This window comes from Rhodococcus sp. IEGM 1341, from assembly GCF_030056895.1.
GTDB lineage: Bacteria > Actinomycetota > Actinomycetes > Mycobacteriales > Mycobacteriaceae > Rhodococcoides.
In genome coordinates this window covers 161,585-185,070 of record NZ_JASHKV010000006.1, presented here as the reverse complement: position 1 = coordinate 185,070, position 23,486 = coordinate 161,585, and the positions used below count along the sequence as shown (strand labels likewise).

The window sequence follows — 23,486 nt, the reverse complement described above, 5'->3', positions numbered from 1 at the left end:
GTTTATGGCGTCAAGGGTTCGACGAAACCGGCGGACGACATGTTCTGCGGCGAATCGCTCCGTAAAGAGCAGATGTTTCACGAGGTGCGCAGTCGGTCCATCTGTCGGTACGAGTCGCCGAGGTGGTCGAGGTGCTTACGCATCAGGTCCATCGCAGCCATGGAATCCCCGGCGGCCACCACGTCGAGCAGACCGCGATGGTCGCTGTCGACGCACTGCCAGAAGCCCTCGGGTGCGTGGTCGCGGCCGAATCGGCCGGACAACACTCGGAATACGGGTGCCGTGATGAGCTCGAGCAGGGGATTGCGGGCTGCGCGCAGCAAGACGAGGTGGAATTCCTGGTTCTTGGCGAACGTCTCGGGCCCCTGCACTTGGTTGGGGTCGAAGATGGTCTCGTTGAGCTGCTCGAGATGCTCGTCGGTGCGGCGAAACGCAGCGATGCCCGCGGCCGGCACCTCCATCAGGTTGCGCACTTCCATGAGCTGGTCGACCGTGACGGTCTCTGCGGCGGCCATCAGGGCCACACCGGTTTCGAGGTGCTCACTGATGTGTCCGACGCTGGGGACGGCGACGAAGCTCCCCCCGGTCACTCCCCTGGTCGTCTCGATCAGATTTTGGCTGGCCAGCGACCGGAGCGCTTCTCGGATGGTGCTGCGTCCGACGCCGAATTCGGCGGTCAGCTCTGCCTCGCCGGGTAGCCGCTCACCTGGCTGCAGCTCACCGGACAGAATGCGAGTGCGCAGATGTCCCGCGAGAACCGCATACGCGGGGACGCTCTTGGCCGTCGCCTTGAGCGGTGCCGATTGGGCCACGTCTTCCCCCTGGTTGTCGCTCGACTGCTTCTGCTGACCGGTGGGTACTGGTCGGCTCGAGCTTAGCCTGGCCGATGCTCCGAGATGCGGGGATCTCGACCGTCGATACATCCGCTTTTTAGCGAGGATTCGTCGGCATGGGCTCGGAACAGGCCGCGGATCCTGAGAATTCAGCCCCAATACATCAGAGGTATTGCTTTTCTCGCCGATCATCAGCACTATGACTCATGTCACCTCAGCCGTGACCACAACGACTTCGTAGGACAGGCGGAGCACGCCTTCCCGCTCCACTCGGGCACCGACAGAACGGACGCAGCATGAAACGCATTGGAGTCGACGTCGGCGGCACGTTCACCGACCTCGTCCTGTGGGACGACGACGGCACGGTCGTCGTGCACAAGACCCCGTCCACCAATCACGATCCCTCGATCGGCACGATGGACGGAATCAAGGTTCTCGCCGAACGCGCCGGGATCGACCCGTCCGAAATCGACATGTTTTTCCATGGCACCACCGTGGCCACCAACATCGTGCTCGAGCACAACGGCTGCGACGTCGGCATGATCACCACCGAGGGCTTCCGCGACCTGCTGCACATCGCGCGTAAGAAGCGTCCTCTCAATTACTCGAACTACCAGGATCTTCCGTGGCAGAAGTGGCAGCTCGTGCCACGACGCAACCGTCGCGTCGTCCCGGAACGCATCGATGCAGCGGGAAATATTCTGATCCCGCTCGACGAAGATGCTGTGCGCGAACAGGTTCGACTGCTGCGTGAGCGAGGCGTGCAGGCCATCGCCGTCGCATTCCTGCACGCGTACCGCAATCCGACTCACGAGCAACGAGTCAGAGCCATCATCGAGGAGGAGTTCCCCGGCGTTTTCATCTCCCTCTCCAGCGAGGTGGCCCCGCAATACCGCGAGTACGAACGCTTTTCGACCGCAGCGCTCAACGCCTTCATCGGACCGAAGACCTCGAAGTACATCGAGAATCTCGCCGGTAAGGCCAAGGCAGCGCAGGTCGGCGAGGACGTGCATCTCATGACCTCGGCCGGCGGGCTCGTCACCTCGCGCAGCGCCAGCGAAATCCCGGTCTCACTCCTGACCAGCGGTGTGGTCGCCGGCCTGCTCGGCGGCTGCGCCATCGGTAAAGCATCCGGGTTCCCCAGTGTCATCACCCTCGATGTCGGTGGCACCTCCGCGGATGTCGGCGTGGCACCGGACGGCGCGCTGCGGATGAAGCATCTGCTCGACACCCGAATCGGTGACTACCACGCGATGGTGCCGATGGCCGAGGTCGACACCATCGGTGCCGGCGGCGGTTCCATCGCCGTGGTCGACGACGGGGGTATGTTCCGCGTCGGACCACGCAGTGCGGGTGCCGTACCGGGACCCGCCTGTTACGGACACGGCGGCACCGAACCGACCTCGACCGACGCCATGGTGATGATGGGATGGCTGCGCGAGAAGAGCTTCCTGTCCGGAACCATGGAGGTCAAGCCCGAGCTGGCGCGCGAGGCGATCCAGACTCATATCGCTGACAAACTCGACACCCCACTCGACGACGCCGCGATGGGCATCTTCAAGATCCTCGCCCATTCCATGACCGAGGCGATCAGCCTGCACTCGGTGCGCAAAGGCTATGACCCACGGGACTTCTCACTCATCGCCGAAGGTGGAGCTGGTCCACTGTTCGCCTGGCAGATCGCCGACCAGCTCGGCATTCCGCGCGTGATCGTGCCCGGTCACCCCGGCATCACCTCCGCTGTCGGCCTGCTCACCACCGACATCCGCTACGAGGAGCCGACGACGGTGTGGACGTCGTCGGCGGACCCGAACATCGAACTGCTGCAGGAGCAGGTCGAGCGTCTGTCCGCCCTGGCCGTCGCACAGCTCGAGAAGGACGGCGTTGCGGCAGAGAACATCTCGCTCGAGCGCAGCGTCGACTGCCGTTACGTCGGCCAGGGCTACGAATTGCGCGTCGCTGCGCCGGACGGCGAGATCGACGACGTGTGGGTCAAGACCGTCGCGGAGGCGTTCCACGAAGTGCACGGCCGCACCTACTCACAGCGGTTCGACGACAAGCCCGTGCAGCTGATCAACGTCCGTGTCACCGGTGTGGGTGCGGTCCCGCACGTGCAGATCGCCGACATCGCCGTGGGCACCGCCGACTCCTCGGCCGCGATCAAAACGACCACCCAGGCACTGTTTTGGCAGGACGAGATGTCCGCGCCGCAGTGGGTGGACACCCCTGTCTACGAGCGGTCACTGTTGTTGGCGAACAACGAGATCGACGGTCCTGCGATCGTCGAGCAGTTCGATTCCACCACGATCATCGGCATGAATCAGCACGCCACCGTCGACGCCGTCGGCCACATCATCATCGAGAGGAACCCCGCATGAGCAAGGCGCTGATGCCCACCACCGGAGTGTCACTGGCGGGCGAATCCACTCGAACCTGGAACGACGTCGAGGTCGATCCCATCACCCTGCGCGTCATCGGCGGAGCCCTGCAGTCGATGGCCAAAGAGATGGCCCAGGTGCTCTACCGCATGGCGTATTCGTCGCTCATCCGAGAGTCCGAGGACCTCGGCGCGGGCATCTTCGACATCAACGGACGTGAACTGTGCGAATCGGATTCGACTCCGATGCACTGTGGTTCGATTCCCGCCTACATCAAGGGCGTCAACCGTCGCCTCGCCGGAACGTACAAGCCCGGAGATGTGGTGCTGCACAACCATCCGTACCACGGTGCGGCTCACTCCCCCGATTACGGCGTGATCATTCCGATCTTCTGGCAGGGCGAGCACATCGGCTTCGCCGGGTGTACCGGTCACGTGTCCGACGTCGGCGGCAACTTCCCCGGCCTGTGCATGGACGTCGTCGATGTGTGGGCCGAGGGCAAGCTGATGGACTCGATGAAGATCTACGAGGCCGGGGTCCGCAACGACTACCTGATTCAGCACATCCTCGACAACGTCCGCACACCGGAGCAGAATCGCGGCGACCTCGAAGCACTGATTGCGTGCTCTCGCATCGGCGAGAAGCGATTCACCGAGCTACTCGAGAAGTACGGCCTCGACACCGTGATGAGCGCGGGCGAGCGCTGGATGGACTACTCCGAGTCCATGCTGCGCAAAAAGATTCGCGAGATTCCCGACGGCAGCTACACCGCACCCATCGGGTATCTCGACGACGACGGCAAGAACCGCGACGAACCGCTCAAGGTGGCCGTTCGGGTGCAGGTCGAGGGCGAGGACATTCTCATCGACCTCACCGGTTCCAACAGTCAGGTGCCCACCGCGTTCAACGTCCCGTTCGAGGGTTCGGTTCTGCCGGTAGCCGTCTCGGCCATCCGTACGATCCTCCTCGACGAGGACCTGACCGAGGAATTCGTTCCTCAGAACGACGGGTGCTTCCGACCGGTCAAGGCCTATGCTCCCGAGGGCACGATCTTCAATCCGGACTTTCCCGCGTCGTGCTTCGCGCGGTTCTCGCAGGTGAACCGAGTGTTCGACTCGATCAATCTGGCTCTGGCCCCGGTGCTTCCGGATCATGCCATCGCAGGATCGTCCGCCGCTCTGTGTGCCATCGCCTATTCCGGCATCGCGCCGGACGGCGAATCCTATTGGGTCTACATCGAAATCAACGAGGGGTCCTACGGTGGCCGCAACGGCAAGGACGGCATGGATGCCGTCGACGCCCTGATGGCCAACACGCGCAACAACCCGATCGAGGAACTCGAGCTCAATCACGCCATGCGTGCGTTGCGGTACGAGTTGCGCGACGAGGCTCCCGCACCGGGCAAGTGGCGCGGCGGTATCGGCAGTGTGCGCAAGTGGTTGATGGAGACCGATACGTTCCTCGGTTCCGAGGCCGACAACCGATCGGATCCTCCGGCCGGAGCCCTCGGTGGCCACCACGGTGTGTCCGGCTCGTTCACCAGGAACGCCGGGACCGATCGTGAGGAAGTGTTGTACTCCAAGGTCACTCAGGAGACGATTCGTTCCGGTGAGACGCTCGAGATCAAACTGCCCTCGGGCGGTGGCTTCGGAAACCCGTTCGAGCGTGATCCCTTCCAGGTGCTCAGCGACGTCTGGGACGAGTACCTCACCGAGGACGATGCTCGACGCGACTACGGTGTGGTCGTGAACACCGATTCGTGGACGGTCGACGAGGACGCGACGGCCGAGCTGCGCGCCCGGAGCGCAGCCTGATCGAGGACGGGACCTTCGGCGGTGTCGTCCGGTGGATCGACGATCGGAACGACACCCCGGGGCCCCTGTCCGGCCTGCGCATAGGCGTCAAGGACAACATCGACGTGGCCGGCGTCGAGACCACCTGCGCGTCGGAGTTCTTCGAGCACAACGTCGCCGACGCTGATGCCGAAGTCGTCACCCGCCTAGGTGACGCAGGTGGGTCGGTGGTCGCGAAACTGAACATGGCCGAGTTCGCTGTCGGCGTCACCTCGCAGAACTCGGCCGCGGGGCCGTCGTACAACCCTTGGAATCGCGCTCGGGTGCCCGGCGGATCGAGTGGTGGTTCTGGGATCGCCGTTGCCGCCGGGTTGGTCGACATGTCCTTGGGCACCGACACCGGCGGGTCGGTTCGCCTACCCGCCGCAGCGTGTGGAATCACCGGACTGCGACCGAGCTGGGGATCGATCAGCAACGACGGCGTCTTCCCGGTGAGCGAGCAGTTCGACACTGTCGGCCCGATGGCGCGGTCGGTCGCAGAGGTGAAGGCTCTGTTCGACGTCCTGTCCCCCACTCCCTTGGCTCCGGCGGACATCACGCGCATCGGTGTGCCGACCGTGTTTCTCACCGCCGACGTGGATCCCGGTGTTGCTCAGACAGCCGCGGTTGCCGTTCGCACACTCGCGGAGCTGGGCTACGAGATCGTCCCTATCGAACTCGGGCATGCCGCCGACGCCCAGGACATCGTCTACACGATCGTGTACAGCGACCTCGCTCGCTGCCATCGGCACCGGCTCGCCAGCGAGCCTTCACGCTTCCAACCCGCGACCCGTGAGCGAATAGCGTTGGGCCTGAGCATCTCCGAGTCCGACCGTGCCCGTGCATTCGCCGGCCGCGATCTGTTCCGTCAGGCCATGACCGCCACGTTCGAGACGGTCGACGTGGTGTTGACCCCGGCGATGCCCGTCGATGTTCCCCCGAGGGACGGGGGTGACGACGTGGTCGCGCTCTCACGCCGGATGGGACAATTCACGTACCCGTGGTCGTTGCACGACGGCCCGACGCTGGCTCTACCGGTCGGCTTCCACCCATCCTCGTGCATGCCGGTGGGGGCGCAGCTGACCGCTGCTGCGCACCGTGAGGGTGCACTATTCGGCGTGGGTGAGCGCTATCAGTCGGTGACCGACTGGCATCGGGCGACACCACCGCATACGTCAGATCTTTAACCGGTCCTGTTCGCAGATTATCGCAACTTTGTCCGATTTTAGCCCGCCTTGACGCCCTAAACATCTTATGTTTAGGTGGAAGGCAGCTGTTACGTACGTCTCACTACGGGCGGGCATGCGACAGCCGACACTCCCACTTCGGCACCGTCACGCCGATCATCCAGCGAGGACGCAGATGCACTTACGTCGAGCGACGTCCATCATGGCAGCACTGACGCTGTCCACCGCATTGGTGGCCTGTGGATCCGATCCCGGTCCCGACGCGGACCCGGCCAACCCGGTCACGATCGACGTCACCGTCTCGGCAGCGGCCGAAATCTACAGCATCCCTTGGCTTGTCGCGCAGAAGCAGGGACTGTTCGAGAAGCACGGTGTGATCGTGGAGAACATCGTGCCGGGCAAGGGCGGCAGCGCGACCATGCGCACGCTGCTCGACGGCAACATCCCCATCGGTGAGGTCAGCTACCCGTCGATCGTGCAGGCGGACGCGGCCGGTTCCGAACTGCGCATCGTCGGCGGCGGAACGCAGGGGCCGTACCCGATGAACTTCTACGCGCTCGCCTCCAACCCCGACATCAACTCCATCGAGGACGTCCGCCGGTGGGCCTACACCCGGCCCAACTCGGCGTCCGATGCTCTGACGCGTCTGCTTCCCTCCGTTGCCGGCGTAGACCCGAGCCGGATCGAGCGGGTTGCCTCCGGCGGAATCGGCGAGGGGTTTGCACTTCTCGAAGCAGGCAACGTCGATATCGCCCTCGTCCCCTCCATTGTCGCCGAACAGCGGCCGGAGGATTTCAAGCTGATCGTCAGCAGCCCCGACTACATGTCGCGGTTCCTGCAGTCGACGATCACCACGACCAAGGATTACGCCGCGAGCAACCCCGGCGTCGTGCGCGCCATCAATGCCGGTTACACCGAGGCGGTCGCGTCCATCAAGGCCGATCCTGTTGCGGCCGCGCAGATCTACGCGGACTACACCGGCTTCGATGTGGAGTCAGCGACCGCGGTGGTCGAGCGTGCATCCTCGGTCGACACCTGGGGCGGCGGCTTCGACACCGCGTCGGTCGAATCCGCCCAGGACGGCGTCGAAGCGTCCGGGAGCGATCGCGTACCCAATTTCTGCACCCTGTTCGACCCGGATTTTCTTGCCGAGGGAGTCACAGACGACTTGCCCGGTGACTGCGACTCCTGACAGCAATTTCCCACCACCAGAAGGTAGCGACGTGACTCACGCAGCGACTCGACCCCGCCCCGACACCACCTCCGCCATTGCCGTCGCCTCGTCGGTGTCGCGGCACTTCGGTGATGTGACCGCCCTCCACGAGATCGACTTGTCCATCGGCCGAGGAGAATTCGTCTCCGTTGTCGGGCCCAGTGGCTGCGGCAAGTCCACTCTGCTCGAGGTGTTCGCCGGCCTCCAGGATCACGACGGCGGCACCGTGCACGTCGACGGGCAACCGCTCACCGGCCCTCGATCCAAGACTGCGGTCATCTTCCAGGAATCGGCGACGCTGCCTTGGCGGACCGTCCGCGACAACGTCGCGTTCGCCCTCGAAGTCCGAGGTGTCGGCAAGAAGGAACGTCGGGCCCGCGCCGACGAGCTGCTGAACACAGTGGGGCTGAGCAAGTTCGGTGACCATTACCCCACCCAGCTATCCGGCGGTATGCGTCAGCGGGTGGCGATCGCGCGCTGCCTGTCCATGGAGCCCGACTTCATCCTGGCGGACGAGCCGTTCGGAGCTCTCGACGAGCAGACGCGACTGGTGATGTCCTACGAGCTGCTCAAAATCGTCGAGAAGCTCACGTGTGGAGTCCTGTTCATCACCCACAGCATTCAGGAAGCGGTTCTGCTGTCCGATCGCGTGCTGGTGATGAGCGCGCGGCCCGGTCGATTCATCGACGAGATGGACATCGACCTGCCTCGTCCGCGCTCCGAGGACGTTCTCGCAAGCCCGGCGGCTACTGCTCTGCACGAACGTATTTGGTCGAGTCTGCGCGACGAGGCCAAGAAGACGATGAGCATCGAACCATGAGTGCGCCGACGCGCGAGAGCAACCGCGCCTCCGTGGTCCCCGGCTACATCCGGCCGGCCCCCTCCACCCAACTCGGTCTCCCTGCATGGGGATGGACCGTACTCATTCTCGTCGCGGCACTGGTGGCCATCGACATCTCGGCACGGTTCTTCGCCTCACCGCTCGACATCGTTCCGGTGACAGACATGATCTCGACGTCGCTGAGCCTGCTGACCGACCCGGACTTCCTCGTCGACGAGTTGGGCCGGACGCTCGGCATCATCGTTCTGGCGTTCGTGCTCAGCTCCGTGCTCGGTGTCGCCGCTGCGTACGTGCTATGGCGATATGAACTGTGGGACAGAGCGTTTCAGCCGTACCTCAACGTCTACTACGCCGTCCCTACGTTCGCGCTCTACCCCATCATGGTGGTGCTCTTCGGCGCTGGAGTCGCCCCGATCGCCATCCTGTCCACCATCTTCGCCTTCGGTGTGGTCGCGTTGAACGCACGCACCGGCTTCAACGCGGTGTCGCCAATCGTCACCAAGCTCGGCACAACGCTGATGTTGACGCGGTGGCAGTACTTCCGATCCGTGCTTCTGCCGTATGCGCTGCCGAGCATCGTGACCGGGCTCAAGCTCGGGCTCTCGTACGCCGTCATCTCAGTGTTGGCCAGTGAGTTCATCCTGTCGACGCAAGGGCTCGGCCACTTCATCTCCATCGCCTACGACGGGTTCGACATCGCCGACATGTACGCCGGGATCCTCATCGTGGCGCTGATCGCTCTGCTCTCGACCTCGCTGATCTCGCTCGCGCTCAACCGATTCGATTGGAGGCGCCGCTGATGAGCAGCACCTTGGACAGAGTAGCCACCGCCCCGACCACTCCCCCGAAAGCCGCCTCGTCCGCTAGCCGCACCAACGCCCGACGGTTCCTGCCTCCCGTCGTCGTAGCCGTCGTCGCGGTGTTGATCTGGTGGGTCGCGGCCGTTCTCGTGGACAGTCTCATTTTCCCGACCCCCGCCGAGGCCATGAGTTCGCTTGCTGCGGACCTCGGTACCGCCGACTTCCGAGCCAACGTCTACGACTCACTACGCATCCTGGTACTCGCGTTTTTGGCAAGTACCGTCGTCGGTTCACTGCTGGGGCTGACGCTGGGCTTGAGTCCGTTCTGGACCCGGACCATCGCCCCGATCGTTTACTCGATCAACAGCATCCCGAAGATCGTGCTGTACCCGATCTTCCTGTCGTTCCTCGGCATCGGCGCACTGAGCCGGTTCGGATTCTCTTTCTACGCCGCCTTCATCCCGATGTTCCTCGTGGCGGTCGAGGCCACGGCATCGGTCCAGAGAATCCATCTCAAGATGGCGGCATCACTGCAGGTGAGCTGGCCCAGGTTGATCCGTCAGATCGTCATTCCCGCGGTGCTCCCGGCGCTCGCAACGGGTATGCGGATGACCTTCGGCTTGGCGTTCCTGGGACTGCTTCTCGCCGAAATGTTCTCGTCGTCCAGTGGCATCGGATACGAACTCCTCCGCAATGTCAGCCTGGTGCGCATGGAGAACATCATGGGCACGGTTGTGTTGATACTCGTGATGGCGTTGCCGCCCACAATTGCGCTGCAGTGGTTGGAAACCCGCATCACCTCAAAGTACGGCGGTCGGTGATCCGATCAAGTCCAGGTAGGTTCGTCATCCGCTCGGCCGGCCGGCTATGGCTTCGAGACTGTCCTTGCCGGTCCCGCTCCCTTCAGTCCCAGACTGTGAGCCCGCCGCCTGCCACACTGACTGCCTTGAAGCCTTGGGGTGCCGCCACGGTCCAGGCCTCGAAATCGGGGTCGAAAGGAACTACCAGACTTGTGTGGTCGGCAAACTCGATCCGCAGGTCGCCGTCGTAGGAAGCGTGCGCGCGTACGACCTGTCTGCCCTCGAGACGCCTGACAGCGGTGTTTTCGGACAACGCTGCGTCGGGCGCACCTTGGAACCCATCGGACCCAGGCTCATCGAGCCTAAAAGTCGATTCGATGCGCAGTTCGTAGTCGTGATTCGTTCGCAGCGCGAGGGAGAACCCGAACTCCAGAGACGCGATCACTTGACCTACCAGAGGAATGTCCACGTGCTAACACCCTCTCGGGACTGAAAATGAGCGTTCGGCTCGATGGGAAAATGGGTCTCAGGGCTGGGCCCCGGCTTACCGTCCAGCTTGATGGGCTGACCGCGTTCGTTGTAGTAGCGAACATACCCGTTCGGGTACCTCGCAGTCGGATCCATGATCCGCATCGAATCGGAATTTCCGGAGGGTTACGTTTTCTGCCACATCTCGCCTTTGCCATTCCTTGCGGGAGAACGTACCCACCCAGTTGGAACATGCGGGGGCGGTATCACCGGGGCAGGCTTCGTCCGCCTTCCCAGATCCTTGATACGTCCTGAAGTTGCCCGGAGTCATGTGAGCGAGCAGGACCTGAACCGCCGACCGCCAGTCAATTTCTTTCCACATATCGCGTTCTTGTTGGTACCTTCCCCGTCGGCTTGAAGCGCGGCCCGCCTAGCTGCTGAACGTGGCTCACGACGGTCACAGATCTGTCGACTGGTTGATTGGAGGCCTCAGGTCCGCGATCGACCGAATCGCGACCGGACTCGCTTTGCGCAGCACCGGTGATGGTCGGGTTCGTCCCCTGTTCAGCACTTCCCACTTCGGGCGTGGGACCAGCTGGGCACGAGGGTATCCGACGGTTCAATCGACCCCCTACTTCCAGAACCCGCCATGCTCGTTGCACTGAAACCCGGTGCTGTTGCACTTGCTGCAGGTGAGCTTCCCCGCCAAGCCGCTCGCACGTCCTCCGTTGCACGAACTGCAGTCGTGAATCGGTCGGAAGCATTTCTTGCACTCACTCATTACATCCCTCTCGACGTTGCAAACCGAATTGCAAGACGAATATTGCACGCACCCGCGTAGCCGGAAATCGTTCAATCGACCTACACTCCTGCGGCGAAACTGAGTATTAGAACAAACGAATGACTGTTGCAAGGTTTCACTTTCGACAATGATTCCATCGTCGAGGGATCTTTGAACCGAGCGAAAGGCAGTGAACCCAATGGAGTTTGTGTGGGGATTCTTGATATTTGCAATTGCGTACTTCATCAGCGCTTGGATCCTGACGGGCATCTCAAGGCGGCAGATACGTTCATCCTTCCGCGGAGTCACACCGAGGGACATCGAACAGGCGTTGGCCGAGGCGGGAGTCTTCAAAGGCTGGGTTCGAGTAGACGGCGAGGGCCACATCAATCAACGCCTTGGAATGCTACGCGGCGGAAGGAAGGGCCGGCCGGTCATGTCGTTTGCTATCGAGGAGGAGAACGGCGAGGTTGTTCTCCAAATCTGGCTGTCCCAGTGGGTCGCGACCTTGGGAGCCATCGAAGTCGTTCACACGGCGCAGTTCCTACTCAAACGGCGCAAAGCATTTGACGCAGCTGCCGCGCTTGAGGTCGCTCGTACAACAACGGTGTGACTGCAAGCAGAAATTAGAGCGGCCCACACACGCGCGCTCATGTCCCTCGACACAGGCCTCGGTATCGATCACCATCGCGCAGGAGCGTCGTTCATCCGACCCGGCTGCGCAGTAAGACCCGAGATTCATCCATTCGAAGGATATGCGTAGGACGGTCGGTACCTGAGGATTGTATGCGGATCGAGTGCCATGCACCGCGCCACGAAACAGTCAGCTGCTGCGGCAGAGACCCGCGACCCACGATCGGTGGTCCGGAGCCTCGACCAGCGATACTTCGGCGAGGGGCACGCATGAAACTCACCAAGGGCCAGAACGCGCCCCTTTCCGGTTCGTCGATAACGGTCACTGCATCGTCGGCCCATTCCCTAGACCTGATTGCAGTAGTTGCTGACGAGAGTGGGAAAGTCAGGTCCGACCGAGACTTGGTTTTTTACAATGCGCCCAAACATTTCAGTGGGGTCGCAACCGTCACCTCCCAGGGTTTGGTCTTCGACCTCAGTGCCGCTGAGCACGACGTGTCAAAGTTGCACATCATTGTCACATCCGATGAAAAGCCGGTTCCGGCCTTCGAGCTCCAATTCGGCGGCACCGGAACGACAGAGCGCTACTCATTTTCGGACCGCCCAAGCAATGCGGAGACCGCCGTCATCGGGGTGGAACTGTATCGACGCGGCGACGCGTGGAAAGTGAGAGCGGTCGGTCAGGGATACGCAGACGGTCTTGCCGGATTGGTTCGCGACTTCGGTGTCACGGTCGACGAAGCCCCGGGTACTGCAGTCTCCATCGGAGCCTCAGAACCACCGCCGCTGCCCGTAGCAAACAACGTAGTGGCTACATCGACCAGGCCCGCGCCCGTCAGCTCCGCACACCGAGCAGCGACGACCTCATCCAAATCTACTGCTGTGCCACCGGTCGAGCGGACGCCCCGGAAGGTCGTCGTCGAACATGGACAACCGTTCCTCGAGGAACGAGCCAAGCGCTGGGCCGACGACACCGTGAGCGCAGTGCGCACTCGAGACCTGTCTTCGTCGCTCGAGAACACCGTAACGAAGATGGCAGCAACGTTCCCCCGCACCGAGGTTCAGAGCAGCGTTGACGCCCTTCGCGCGACCCACAACACGGACCGGTCGCGTTTGGCCAAAAGCATGAACGACCTACGCGGGGCGATCCGCACCAAGTACGGGTCGAAGTTGCTCAATGATTGGTCCACCATCCCACCCGCAAACAGTTACGAAGCCGCCATTCCGCACCACACCTGGGTGCGATCAGCGGACGCACTGACCACTAAAATTCGTGCGTCGGGAACGCCGCTGCTCAAGTCGCAGCGGCTTCAACAGTTTGGCGACTTGGTCGGTGCTACGAACAAGTTGATGCTCAGCTACACCGGTTCGCTCGACAGTCTGCAGTCCGAGTTCGACCGAACGGTTGCCGAGGTCTACAGGACTGCTTTTACCTCGTTTTCCAGTAAAGCGAAGTCTGCAGCTACACAGTCAATCGCACACTGGCAAAAGACCCTCCCTGTGCGACTGCCGAAGCCACACTCAACGCTCGGACCGGTCTGGTTGTCCAAAGTCGCCGCGTCAGATATCCGGACCGGTGTTGCCGAACTAAAATTTCCGGTCGGTCACGTGGGTTGCTCTGGTTTCGACTACGGACTGACCTATAGCCCTGGGCACCCAGTCGAGACCAGCCTCGAGGCGAAGGGAACGGTATCGCTGAAGCCCGAGGAGCACTCAATTCCACTGATCCTGGATTTGGACAAGTCCGGTGGGTTCGTAACCGACAGTGCAGTCGTTCTCGAGAATGTCGCAATCGAGATGCTCGCGTTACTGCCTGCTGGACGCGTGAAGATCGACGGCGTCGACCCAGTAAAACTCGGCGCTTCCATGAACTTCCTGTACGGCTTGGGCGACGCAGGACCGAAAATCTACGGTGACAAGGTATGGGGCAGCCACAACGTTGCCGAACTGCTGGTCGAACTAGAGGCCCACGTCGCATTCGTCACCCAGAAATACCTTCAAGGTAGCCACGAAACGCTCACGAGTTACAACCGAGAAGCCGGTGAGGTCGCGGAGCCTTACCGTCTCGTCCTCCTGTTCGACCATCCGAAAGCATTCTCAAAGGACGGTCGAACCAAAGACGAAGAGGCCCTGACACGGCTCAAACGGCTCGCCGATGTCGGTCGACGAGCCGGGGTGATCATTCTTGCGCAAGCACCAAGCAAGCCATCCGAGCTGGCGGCACTGGGGTCTGCCATGACTTCGATCGAGGATACGACGACCACCGCTTCGTTGCGATTGCCGACCTCGTTGCCCAAAGACAACCCCGTCGCGGCTACCGCGACACACTGGATACTCTCCGCATACGCCTCCCCAACCGCCGCGCAGAGAAGTGACTTGCTGGCCCACATCGAGCGGCAATTGGCGGCCGCAGCAGACGTCCGCGTAGACCCCGCAAAAGTCTTCGTTCTTGCTCAATCCGAAGCACGACGGGCGGCGGCGAAAGGTATCCGTGCGAGCGAGACCATCGCAGATCCCGATTCACCTGCGACATGGTGGACCGGAGAGAGTTCGATCAACGTAGTGACCCGATTCGGACGCATGGGTGCAGCGAATGTGGCCTCGTTACAGCTGAACTCCGGTGACTATCCCGCCGCGCTGGTGGGTGGCCGCACTGGCTCTGGAAAGTCTGTTCTTTTGCACTCGCTGATTCTCGGCTGGGCTATGCAATATCCTCCTGAGGAACTCGAGTTCTATCTGATCGATTTTAAAGAGGGTGTGGAGTTCAAGCCCTACGCTGCGGGAGAACTACCCCATGCACGCGTTGTCGCCATCGAAACCAACCGTGAATTTGGCATCAGCGTTCTACAGAGCTTGGACAACGAGATAGAAACGCGTGGCCGAGCATTCAAGAAGGTGGGCGGGGGCGAAGTGAATCTCGACACCTACCGGAGAAACACGGGAATTCTCCTCCCCCGAATAGTGCTGGTAATCGATGAGTTCCATATGATGCTCGAAGGTGACGACGAAACATCTCGAGTTGCCGCAGCGCTCATAGAACGGGTAATCCGCCAAGGTCGCGCGTTCGGCGTTCATGCACTACTTGCATCGCAATCGGTGTCAGGTAGTGCTCAGAAGATTCGCGTTGCATTAGATCAAATTCGTTCCCGTCTTGTCTTGGCGAGTTCGGCCAAAGACTCCGAACTCTTGCTCGCCGACAACAACGTGGACGCACAGCTTCTTAGTAAACCTGGTGAGGGAATCATCAACACCAAGGCTGGAATACGCGACGCGAACAACCGTTTTCAGTGCGCATACTGGTCCGGCGAAGCCCGAGAGCGCGCCGTCCACACCATGCGAGACCTCGCTCATTCTCGCGGGTACACCCGCCGACCTGTTGTCTTCGAGGGTAACGCAGAGGCACATGTGGAGGACTTCGATTACCAACTCTTCCAGGCTTCGTCGCGCATCGGCGCACTCGAACTACCTGTTGGTGCACCCATGAGCCTTTCCCAACCCGTTTCCATGACCATTGCGCGCGCGGCCGGTGGAAATCTACTGATAGTGAATCCAGAAGGAGAAGAAACCCTGGCGCTACTCGCTGCATCACTGCTGGCATCGGGTATCGACGTCGACATTGTCGACTTCGCGGCTCTTTCAGAGAAATGGGTAGACACATTCAAGGCGTTCACCGACCACGGCGCGAAGCTCACTCGCGGACGTCAGATGCCTAACCTTCTGAAAGAACTGTCGGATCTGATAGACGAACGCGTCGCGCTGGACGACTTCCACGCGACATCCCGTGTGCTCATGCTCGCCGGTGTTCAGCGGGCGCGCGACCTGACTCCAGACTCACCCTACGGAAACGACGAGCCCACTCCCAGCGAGTTACTGACGAAACTGATTAAGGACGGCCCGGAGGTTGGCATACACGTAATCACCTGGACCGACCGCTACGCGTCTTTTCTCCGCCGATTCGACATCAGTGCGGGACGAGAATTCTCGCACAAGCTACTCGGCCCCATGAGTGAATCCGACTCCCGCCAGCTTGCCGATACTTCCGATGCAGCTGAGTTAGCGAGCTCGCAATACCTATACGATGATTTCGATACCGGCGATCAAATTCGGGCTCGTCGTTTCGCGGTGCAAGATCCGCAGTGGCTCATCGCGCTTGCATCTCGAGCGGGAGCGTCTGAGAGTGTCTAGGGGCGCGCGGGTCGATCCTCAAGCCGTTGTGAGACTCGCAGTCGACCTCCAAAGTCATTCACGGACGGCGCACGAAACGTGCGCTTCGGCATCGGCGACCGCGAGTCGAGTAGCAGCCGAGATCGCTACAATCGTCGACCGACGGCGCGGACACGTCCGGCAAGCCGAGCAGGACTACCGCAACTGCACAGCACGAAACCTCGACGATGCGGTTCCAGATTGCACCGTTGAGGCCCGTACCTTGGCCTCAGCCGTCGATAGTCTCGAATCCGCACAGAACGCAATGCGCAGGTTTTCACGGGCACAGGAGGCGTTCTCCCAATCGACGCACACATACCGATCGACGATCTCTGCATGCCACGATGAGGCGCGATCGAAGCTGACTCAGATCGCCCAAGACCTGGAAATCTACGAACGCTTCTCCCTCACTCTCGGTCGGACCGGCGCGTCTCAAAGTTCCTACGGCCTCGCAGGTAAGGGCGACGGAGCCTCGGGCGCTGGCAGTGCGATCGGTGACCAAGCCGGCTCGACGCCCGCCGGTGACACTGCGGTCATCTACCCAGCCGGGGTTCCGGATGGCTATGGCTTGATTCCGCTGAGTCGCATAGTGCCCGACGACAGCATCACCGGACCCGAGAGCTTCAAGATGGACAGCCCACCCGGGGATCTCGAATGGGCATTCACCGCATTGAATAACGTCGTTCTTCCAGCTCTCGCGCTCGGAAAGACCGCGGAATACTTCGCGGACCGCGATTCGAGAGAAGGCAGGGTCGGGAATCGGAGCTACTCAGCCACGTTCAGTGGTTTCTTCGGTCAAGACGAATGCCCTCGATTCTCGATTGCAGACAACGGCCGCATAGACGTTGCCAACGGCCGTCACAGAGTCTGGGTTGCGTCACATCTGAACCTGCAGCACATTCCTGGATTTGTGATCAACCCGTGAACCGACTCCACCGGAGCAGTGACCTGCACGCGCGTAATGTCTCTCATCGTCGGGCAGCCCAGGCAGCTGCCGCGTCATTGTGGAACGATGTCGTCCACGACCGCGTCAAGACCGGAAAATTGGATGTTCTGGAAGCGGCCGATCGACGCTATGAAGCGGCGCTCGTCGAGTTCGGGGAACAGATTCACGACATCATGGACTCGCTCGAGCGATCCTGAATTTGAACTCACTCAAAACGAAAGGCACAACATGGCTGGTGTCAACGCTGATCCCGCATCGTTGCGAAAGCTTCGATCCGATATCGACAGAACTCAGAAAGATATTCAAGCTGCGATCTCGCGGACGCGAGGGTCTTTGAGGTCCGCACAGTGGAAGGATGCCGCCAAGGACAAGTTCGAGCGCGAACTGGAGTCGACACTGCAGACTCTCCAATCGTTCGACAAGAACGCTGAGCTACTGAAGTCGCACCTAGAGCGCAAAGCACGCGAACTCGACCAATACCTAAGCCGTTAGCCAAAATTCCATTTTCGCCCGAATCCGATTACCCACTAGACGAAGGGCAGACCCAACGTGTCTTCTTCGCAGGTTCGCGTCACGGATCTAACTTCAAGAGCAGTCGGCCTTGGAGCTCTCGGTCTCATTACCTGCTTCATGCTGTGGCTTTTCATATGGCTCTTCGAAGGTCCAACAGAGAGCAAGCATGAATACGGTCAGACGTACCTTCCGGACGGACTTTACGCAGCAACGCTCATTTCGCTGATCGTTGCATACGCGATCACTGTCGTAGCTGACTTCGTTCTCGGCAAATCGAAGTGGTCTTGGTTCGTGGGTGGCTTTCTGTTCGGTTTGATTATCTTCCTTTTCAACGTGCCCTGGAGCCAGCTCGACAGAGGTGCCGGCATGATGTTCAACCCACTTCTGTGGTGGTTGCCACCGATCGCTGGAGTCGTCGCGTACACCGGGCACGCAATCTACGCCGAGTTCGGTGCTGACGCCTAGCGGTTCGCCTCTGAAATTTTTGGACGGTTGGCGTCATTCCCGCTATCTTGCCGGCACTGGCCACCTGTACGCGCATGACCTTCAGCTTGGCATTCAGGGGTCCTGATTCTCGCTGGGATGTTCTCGTCGTCCAGCGGCATCGGATACGAACTGCTCCGGAACGTCAGCCTGGTGCGAATGGAAAACATCATGGGCATGGTTGTGTTGATTCTCGTGATGGCGTTGCCGCCGACCGTCGCCCTGTAGTCGTTGGAAACTCGCATGACCTCGAAATACGGCGGTCGGTGACATCTCTCTCGCCCTGTCAGGATCGCCCCGATCCTAGGCACGACAAAGTGTGCCGGCGGATCAACCCCGGTCCGTATCACCGAATCGATCAGCCCAGAAGGGCGCATTTCTGAACGAGTCAATATTCTGCGGCTTGTCGAAGAACGCGAAGTCGATGACCTGGTCCCAACTGAATTTGCGACCTTTTGCCATTGGCCACACAGCATCCTGGCTGGTGTAGAGATAGAACCTCGGTGATACCGGCCTGGGCGCTTCCCACTTGACCTCAACCGAACACCCATCGCCCGGGTTGTGAGTGATAACGCCCCGCAGGTGAAACTCCATGGCCGAAACGGAGTGCCCACGGTTATCGAATGGCACATCGTCGGTGAAGTTTCGACGCGTACGCACTGCGATCCGTTCGCCGACCCGCATGTCAGCGACTTTGGGTTCGTACAAAGGATGTAAGTCCATTCGCCACTCGCCGGCCGACAGGAAGTCGGTCACCTGGTTCTTCTTCGATGCACGAGAACCGGTCCCAACGACCCAAAACAGGTCGACGTCACCCAAGTCCTCAATGTCCTCGATGTCCTCGGTGGACGACGTCACGACATCCTCAACATTGCCGAACGACAGGGCGACGTCCTCATCAATCTTAAGGTCGGCGTCACTTTGCGCGCTGCTGCCTCCGAGATCTGCTGTTCTGGTGAGTTCCGGGTACAGCCGCTCGACGAGCTGGGGGCAGTGATAGCGCGTGTAGATACAGAAGTGCTTCCGCATCACATCGAGGACCAGCGCACCAGCTGCCCGTCGGACGTCAGGATCGGCCACGAGCGACTCCAACTGCGCGAAGTCGCTGCAGTGCAATGCAATTGTGTCTCCTCCGCCGTCTTCGTAGAAGCGCTCCTTCCTACGAACTGCAGGATGCCTCTTTCGGAACGCCGCTGGTGTCAGCGATTCGTACAGAACACTCTTCCGGACGTTGACGAAACCCAGGAGGGAGCCGCCGAGCCGCTTGCTCGCGGACAAGACGAAAACCTCCATCTTCCCGACGCTGACGCAAAATCGACGCGGAAAAGCGGAGCTGGCGTACGTTCCGGTGCTGACCGACCAATACTGAAACTCGGTCGCTCGCGGTGCCGGTATGCAGCCTTCTACATAGGTTTTGAGTAACGTGGTCATTTCCGGCTCCCGGTCAAGCTCCGCGTACCTGTCGGCCGCCGTAGAGTATCGAACCGATTGTGCAGAGAGCTCCTTCAAAGGCGTTGTGTCGTCTGCGTTGAACCGACCGGGGTCACGACGCCAGCGCTCCTGCGCTTCGTTGTCTAGAAGCTCGTCGAGTGCGTCGATACCGAAAGCGACACTTGCGTTCAGTACGTTTCGCAGCACTATTCCCGCTTCCTCAGCGTCACGGGTGAGTGCGCGTTCGAGTCGCTTCAACTCCTGTTTCGATGCCGTACGCGCAAGCAGGCGTACGGTCGAGATTTCGTTACCCCACTTCGTTTTGTGCCCAGCCATTCTCGATCGAAGGTCGACGGACTCGCCTACGTAGTACGACTCGTTGTCGAACTGAAGGAGGTACAAGCCGCTTTGCCTGGGGCCACCGGATGGGAGAGTCACCGATCTGACGTCGGCGAATTGGACCTCAGGTCCGAACCGATTGCGGTCTGCCCAGCGCGACACCGCGACGCGCGACGCCGGCTTCACAGCTCCCACCGGCCGACCGGACGGGCTCGGAGCTTAGGGTAGCTACCGACAGTGTTCATGTTTGTTCGACTCCAGGCTTCGAGTTGCCGTCCAGCCAAAGCCGAGCGGACAGCGTCAAGACATTTCGGGCGGAAGCGTACAGCGAACCTCCGACATGCCCGGACAGTCGAAGGTGGAAAACGATGTCACCCCGTTTACAACTCTGCCATTAGGACATACTCCCCTTTCCCCTCGCGCGCGTCTGCGATCCTCCGTATTGAAAGCCGATACCGAACACGCATCGACACCGGCCGTTCGCTTCCGGAACTGGAGGTTCGCCACCGAATCGAAGGCAGCCGTCACGCCGACCGATGTCGAAACGTATGTCATTGACTTGCCGCACTGAAAGCCCAGATCGGCGCCCACCTCGGCGGCGTCGATGTTCGATCCCAGGAACACGAAGTCCCAGCTGTACTCGGCCTCCTGCCGCTAAATCAACTTCCACATGGCAGAATTGGTCCACTCCCGCTACCCCAGCCAGAACCGCTGCTCGAACCCACCGCGCTCCACTCGTTTGTCCGCAACCAGGTTGTCGAGATCCTCTTCGGTCAAGCCCAAATGTGCGGCCAGGGCACGGACGACCTCCAGGACGTCGGCCAACTCCCCAGGCCAATCTTCTGGCGTGTCGTCATGAAATTCGCGCGCTTCCTCAAAGAGTTTGTCGATGAGTGCCTTTCCGTACTCACCATGATCGAGGGTTCGATATTTCGGGACGCGACCTGAGGCTTCGATGATCGACGGAATCAGATCACGAACAAGTTTTGCCATGCTCAGTAGTGTGCAGGTATGTCGATTCCCTCGCCCGCTGATCCGCTGACGCTTGGGCAGCACCTGGTCAGCGTTCTCGACTCTGGCGCGCGTGTCGCCACCTACAAGCTGGCCGTCCTGGTCGCGCTACTCGAGTTCTCGGTCGAGAACGTTCCCGAGGATCACGGTTCCGCGGTCGATATCGATCTCGACGACTTAGCCGAGCGCGTTGTAAGTCTCTACTGGCGGCAGGTCCGTGACTTCGACGGTCATTATCTCCGCCAGTCGACGCAGGCGAGAGCAACGATTCCCGACACTGTCCGCGAGTTTGCTCGTGCGACGGCAACTGCCGGCCGAGAAACGCCGTTGGACATCGCGGCCCGGAGAAACCCTGGTCTGTTCCGCGAGATGATCAAGAAGGTGAAGCTTGTTCTCGTGCAACAGCCGCTGCATCGCCTGCAACGAGTTCCGGGCGGGTACGCGGGCGAGTCATTTCTGTACGACGACAGTTGGATGAGCGCCAAGATGGGCACGAACACCGTCCTGGCCCAAGGCAACCGGATCACGCTGTACCCGGGAGTGTGTTTTGCTCTGGCGCGATTGTCCTCGTTGCTCAAGCCCGCGTTGATGCTTGCATGGGTCGACGATGTCCGGCGAAAGAACAGCTTCCTCGACGAGCGCGTGCCAGATCTCGAAGGCCATCTCTTCGGCAGCAGCCGAATCGCACTGATCCGTCCCAAAGCCGCGTTGATCGAGGCCTTCGGTCCGACTTGCTTTTATTGTTCGGCGCGCGTGGGGTCGGACGCCCATGTCGATCACGTACTCCCGTGGTCGAGAGTGGGCATCGACGGCCTCGCGAACTTGGTGTTGGCTTGCCCATCGTGCAACACGAGCAAGTCTCAGCTGCTGCCCGAGCGATCACACGTCCTACGCGCGCTCGACCGTGGCCGCGACCCCATCACCGAATTGGCGGCGAGCATCGACTGGCCTGTGCAGTTCGATCGAGTGGTCACTTCGGCACGAGGACTGTATGCGAGCCAACCAGACGGCTCCCCAATCTGGTTGGGCCGGAACAAAATCACAGCTATGCAAGTCGACTATTCCTGGTTGCAGGGGTACCACATCGACGTGGGGAATATCGTCGCGCCCGAGTAGATCGACCAACACGAGGGCGAATCCACTTGAAGATGGCGCGTAATTGCAAGTGAGCTGGCCCAGGTTGATCCGTCAGATCGTCATCCCGGCGGTGCTGCCAGCGTTGGCGACGGCTATGAGAATGACCTTGGGGCCCGCGTTCCCGGGACTGCTCGTCGCCGAAATATGTCCCCTCGGTCGAAGCGAGATTCAAAAGTGCCGGGACGAGTGCTGCCGCGGATCTATGTGTAGTCAACTTCGACATCCAGCAATCGTCATCGTATCGCCCACTGAGCATCCCACTCGGGCAGTGCAATTTAGAGGCGAGCGCTGTGTCGAAAAAGCGGAGGCCATCCGCATTAACGTTGTTGCTGTAGTGCCGGAAGCATAGCTGTCTTCGGCTGTAACGCCGTACGCCAAACCCCGATACTCAACGGGCTCGCGAGGGAGCTCCTTCTCTATACAGATCGGAATGTAGCGTTGCGTGTTTCGTTGTTGGTCGCCGTTGTGTCAGGCCTGCTGATCCTGAGCGGCTGCAGCTCAGACGTGTCATCGAGTGCCCCCAACCCGGGAGCGACCACTCCGTCGACGTCCGCCACCGTCCCTACCCCGGCGGTGACCGGTAGCTCGGAACCTATGCCCGCCCTCACTCCTGTAGAGAGTCCGGTGGCCGAAATCGAAGCTGCACCTACCCCGGCCGAGCCCTTCGTTGTCGAGTGTCTGTTCGGGACCCCGGGGCCTGCCCGATGGAGCGACGGCACCACGCGTTTTTCGCAGTGGTGTTTCGATGAGCTGGACGGCGATGGATACCTGCGGTCCGAACGAGAAGCCAACACATTCGAGTGCGACGGCTACGTGTGTCGGAACCCGTACAACGGAACGACCTATCCCGATCCGGATGCGGTGACTCCGGTACCTACAGGCACGACGTCCGGCCGCGGATATTCTTGCAACTCGAATGAATGTTATTGGCCTGACGGCTCCTTCGTGATCGGAGCAGATCGGTGCGGCATTGCGTGTGGAGAACCGCCGACGTCGGGCGATATTCAGACCCGATCGGGCTGCGAGGCGGGGTACATCACCGATCCCGATCTGTGCAAGTCCGTGGGCAACTAAGATCCGACGCATTCGCGTTGTAACACCTCCGCCGTTGAAACCGACCATATGGTCGTAACTGTCTGGCTCAGTGCCCGGCACCAGACCCGTGGCATTCGAGAGAGACAAACGATGAGCAACCAATTCCACAACAGTCCGAACTACGGCACGATCAACATCCACCAGACAACCCATGTCGGATACGTTGTGCCACAACGTTCTTGGCCGCGTCGCCATCCGATACTGACAGCGTTTCTGGTGCTGCTCGCCATCGGATTCGTGGGATCCAATCCATGGGTGCTGTTCGTCGTCGCGGCGATCTGGATCGGCATGAAGATCTACAAGTCCAACGAGGCGAAGAAGTTGGCTGCCCGGCAGGAACAACAGCGTCTGATCAACAGCGCGAACGCTCAGAATGAGGCCTTCCTGCAGGGCCACCAGTTCGGCACACACGGTCACTTTCCGACACAGCCATAGCGCCCTAGCCGCGGTCGATCGGCTCAGAACGACTATCTGAGCTGATCGGCGGCGATGCGAGGTCCAATACTGATGCGGTCGGCACTCTAGTCCCAGCAGCGAACCCGCGTGTCGCCCGCGACTGACT

19 protein-coding genes are annotated in these 23,486 nt (G+C 60.9%); 15 read left to right on the top strand and 4 right to left on the bottom strand.

Annotated elements, in window-relative coordinates:
- Positions 1-77: 77 nt before the first annotated feature.
- Complete coding sequence (locus tag QM615_RS15530; RefSeq protein ID WP_283347639.1) at positions 78-812, bottom strand: FadR/GntR family transcriptional regulator; 735 nt, start codon at positions 810-812, stop codon at positions 78-80.
- 317 nt (positions 813-1,129) lie between these two features.
- Between QM615_RS15530 and QM615_RS15525 the strand changes: the two genes are divergently transcribed.
- The 7 genes from QM615_RS15525 to QM615_RS15495 all read left to right on the top strand — a co-directional run bounded on the left by QM615_RS15525 (position 1,130) and on the right by QM615_RS15495 (position 9,905).
- Positions 1,130-3,211, top strand: a complete 2,082-nt coding sequence (locus tag QM615_RS15525; RefSeq protein ID WP_283347638.1) for a hydantoinase/oxoprolinase family protein — start codon at positions 1,130-1,132, stop codon at positions 3,209-3,211.
- Positions 3,208-5,025 (top strand): hydantoinase B/oxoprolinase family protein, encoded by a 1,818-nt coding sequence (locus QM615_RS15520; protein ID WP_283347637.1) that lies wholly within the window; start codon positions 3,208-3,210, stop codon positions 5,023-5,025. The genes QM615_RS15525 and QM615_RS15520 overlap by 4 nt, the downstream gene beginning before the upstream one ends.
- The gene (locus QM615_RS15515; protein ID WP_283347636.1) at positions 4,971-6,230 is read left to right on the top strand and encodes an amidase; all 1,260 of its coding nucleotides are present in this window, start codon (positions 4,971-4,973) and stop codon (positions 6,228-6,230) included. The genes QM615_RS15520 and QM615_RS15515 overlap by 55 nt, the downstream gene beginning before the upstream one ends.
- A 202-nt stretch (positions 6,231-6,432) precedes the next feature.
- Positions 6,433-7,422, top strand: coding sequence for an ABC transporter substrate-binding protein (locus tag QM615_RS15510; RefSeq protein ID WP_283347635.1), 990 nt, complete (start codon positions 6,433-6,435; stop codon positions 7,420-7,422).
- Positions 7,423-7,498: 76 nt separating this feature from the next.
- Positions 7,499-8,263 (top strand): ABC transporter ATP-binding protein, encoded by a 765-nt coding sequence (locus tag QM615_RS15505; RefSeq protein ID WP_502941884.1) that lies wholly within the window; start codon positions 7,499-7,501, stop codon positions 8,261-8,263.
- Complete coding sequence (locus QM615_RS15500; protein ID WP_283347633.1) at positions 8,260-9,084, top strand: ABC transporter permease; 825 nt, start codon at positions 8,260-8,262, stop codon at positions 9,082-9,084. The genes QM615_RS15505 and QM615_RS15500 overlap by 4 nt, the downstream gene beginning before the upstream one ends.
- Positions 9,084-9,905 (top strand): ABC transporter permease, encoded by an 822-nt coding sequence (locus QM615_RS15495; protein ID WP_283347632.1) that lies wholly within the window; start codon positions 9,084-9,086, stop codon positions 9,903-9,905. The genes QM615_RS15500 and QM615_RS15495 overlap by 1 nt, the downstream gene beginning before the upstream one ends.
- An 82-nt stretch (positions 9,906-9,987) precedes the next feature.
- Here the strand turns inward: QM615_RS15495 and QM615_RS15490 are convergent, their stop codons facing one another.
- Complete coding sequence (locus QM615_RS15490; protein ID WP_283347631.1) at positions 9,988-10,353, bottom strand: DUF6188 family protein; 366 nt, start codon at positions 10,351-10,353, stop codon at positions 9,988-9,990.
- Between the two features lie 970 nt (positions 10,354-11,323).
- Between QM615_RS15490 and QM615_RS15485 the strand changes: the two genes are divergently transcribed.
- The 6 genes from QM615_RS15485 (at position 11,324) to QM615_RS15460 (ending at position 18,139) form a co-directional block, all read left to right on the top strand.
- Complete coding sequence (locus QM615_RS15485) at positions 11,324-11,746, top strand: hypothetical protein (protein ID WP_283347630.1); 423 nt, start codon at positions 11,324-11,326, stop codon at positions 11,744-11,746.
- A 290-nt stretch (positions 11,747-12,036) separates the two neighbouring features.
- Entirely contained in the window at positions 12,037-15,951 is a 3,915-nt protein-coding gene (locus QM615_RS15480; protein ID WP_502941882.1) for an FtsK/SpoIIIE domain-containing protein, read from the top strand.
- 241 nt (positions 15,952-16,192) lie between these two features.
- Positions 16,193-16,894 (top strand): hypothetical protein, encoded by a 702-nt coding sequence (locus QM615_RS15475; RefSeq protein ID WP_283347628.1) that lies wholly within the window; start codon positions 16,193-16,195, stop codon positions 16,892-16,894.
- A complete protein-coding gene (locus tag QM615_RS15470) occupies positions 16,891-17,112 on the top strand; it encodes a hypothetical protein (protein ID WP_283347627.1) in 222 nt (73 codons plus the stop codon). Before QM615_RS15475 ends, QM615_RS15470 begins: the two co-directional genes overlap by 4 nt.
- A gap of 352 nt (positions 17,113-17,464) precedes the next feature.
- Positions 17,465-17,893 (top strand): hypothetical protein, encoded by a 429-nt coding sequence (locus QM615_RS15465; RefSeq protein ID WP_283347626.1) that lies wholly within the window; start codon positions 17,465-17,467, stop codon positions 17,891-17,893.
- Positions 17,894-18,010: 117 nt separating this feature from the next.
- Positions 18,011-18,139: a hypothetical protein gene (locus QM615_RS15460; RefSeq protein ID WP_283347625.1), complete on the top strand. Its 129-nt coding sequence runs from the start codon at positions 18,011-18,013 to the stop codon at positions 18,137-18,139.
- A 102-nt stretch (positions 18,140-18,241) separates the two neighbouring features.
- On the opposite strand, the gene QM615_RS15455 is transcribed toward QM615_RS15460, so the two are convergent.
- Positions 18,242-19,876: a GIY-YIG nuclease family protein gene (locus QM615_RS15455; protein ID WP_283347624.1), complete on the bottom strand. Its 1,635-nt coding sequence runs from the start codon at positions 19,874-19,876 to the stop codon at positions 18,242-18,244.
- A 498-nt stretch (positions 19,877-20,374) separates the two neighbouring features.
- On the bottom strand, positions 20,375-20,674 hold the full coding sequence (locus QM615_RS15450; RefSeq protein ID WP_283347623.1) for a nucleoside triphosphate pyrophosphohydrolase: 300 nt from the start codon (positions 20,672-20,674) through the stop codon (positions 20,375-20,377).
- An 18-nt stretch (positions 20,675-20,692) separates the two neighbouring features.
- Here QM615_RS15450 and QM615_RS15445 point away from each other — a divergent pair, with 18 nt between their 5' ends.
- On the top strand, positions 20,693-21,808 hold the full coding sequence (locus QM615_RS15445; RefSeq protein ID WP_283347622.1) for an HNH endonuclease: 1,116 nt from the start codon (positions 20,693-20,695) through the stop codon (positions 21,806-21,808).
- A 1,206-nt stretch (positions 21,809-23,014) separates the two neighbouring features.
- Complete coding sequence (locus QM615_RS15440; RefSeq protein WP_283347621.1) at positions 23,015-23,359, top strand: hypothetical protein; 345 nt, start codon at positions 23,015-23,017, stop codon at positions 23,357-23,359.
- Positions 23,360-23,486 lie beyond the last annotated feature (127 nt).

Excerpts from the sequence above, each read along its gene's own strand:
- QM615_RS15525 (WP_283347638.1), top strand. The coding sequence starts at position 1,130 with ATGAAACGCATTGGAGTCGACGTCGGCGGCACGTTCACCGACCTCGTC.
- QM615_RS15520 (WP_283347637.1), top strand. The coding sequence starts at position 3,208 with ATGAGCAAGGCGCTGATGCCCACCACCGGAGTGTCACTGGCGGGCGAA.
- QM615_RS15510 (WP_283347635.1), top strand. The coding sequence starts at position 6,433 with ATGGCAGCACTGACGCTGTCCACCGCATTGGTGGCCTGTGGATCCGAT.
- QM615_RS15500 (WP_283347633.1), top strand. The coding sequence starts at position 8,260 with ATGAGTGCGCCGACGCGCGAGAGCAACCGCGCCTCCGTGGTCCCCGGC.
- QM615_RS15495 (WP_283347632.1), top strand. The coding sequence starts at position 9,084 with ATGAGCAGCACCTTGGACAGAGTAGCCACCGCCCCGACCACTCCCCCG.
- QM615_RS15480 (WP_502941882.1), top strand. The coding sequence starts at position 12,037 with ATGAAACTCACCAAGGGCCAGAACGCGCCCCTTTCCGGTTCGTCGATA.
- QM615_RS15460 (WP_283347625.1), top strand. The coding sequence starts at position 18,011 with ATGTTCTCGTCGTCCAGCGGCATCGGATACGAACTGCTCCGGAACGTC.
- QM615_RS15450 (WP_283347623.1), bottom strand. The coding sequence starts at position 20,674 with ATGGCAAAACTTGTTCGTGATCTGATTCCGTCGATCATCGAAGCCTCA.
- QM615_RS15445 (WP_283347622.1), top strand. The coding sequence starts at position 20,693 with ATGTCGATTCCCTCGCCCGCTGATCCGCTGACGCTTGGGCAGCACCTG.
- QM615_RS15440 (WP_283347621.1), top strand. The coding sequence starts at position 23,015 with ATGAGCAACCAATTCCACAACAGTCCGAACTACGGCACGATCAACATC.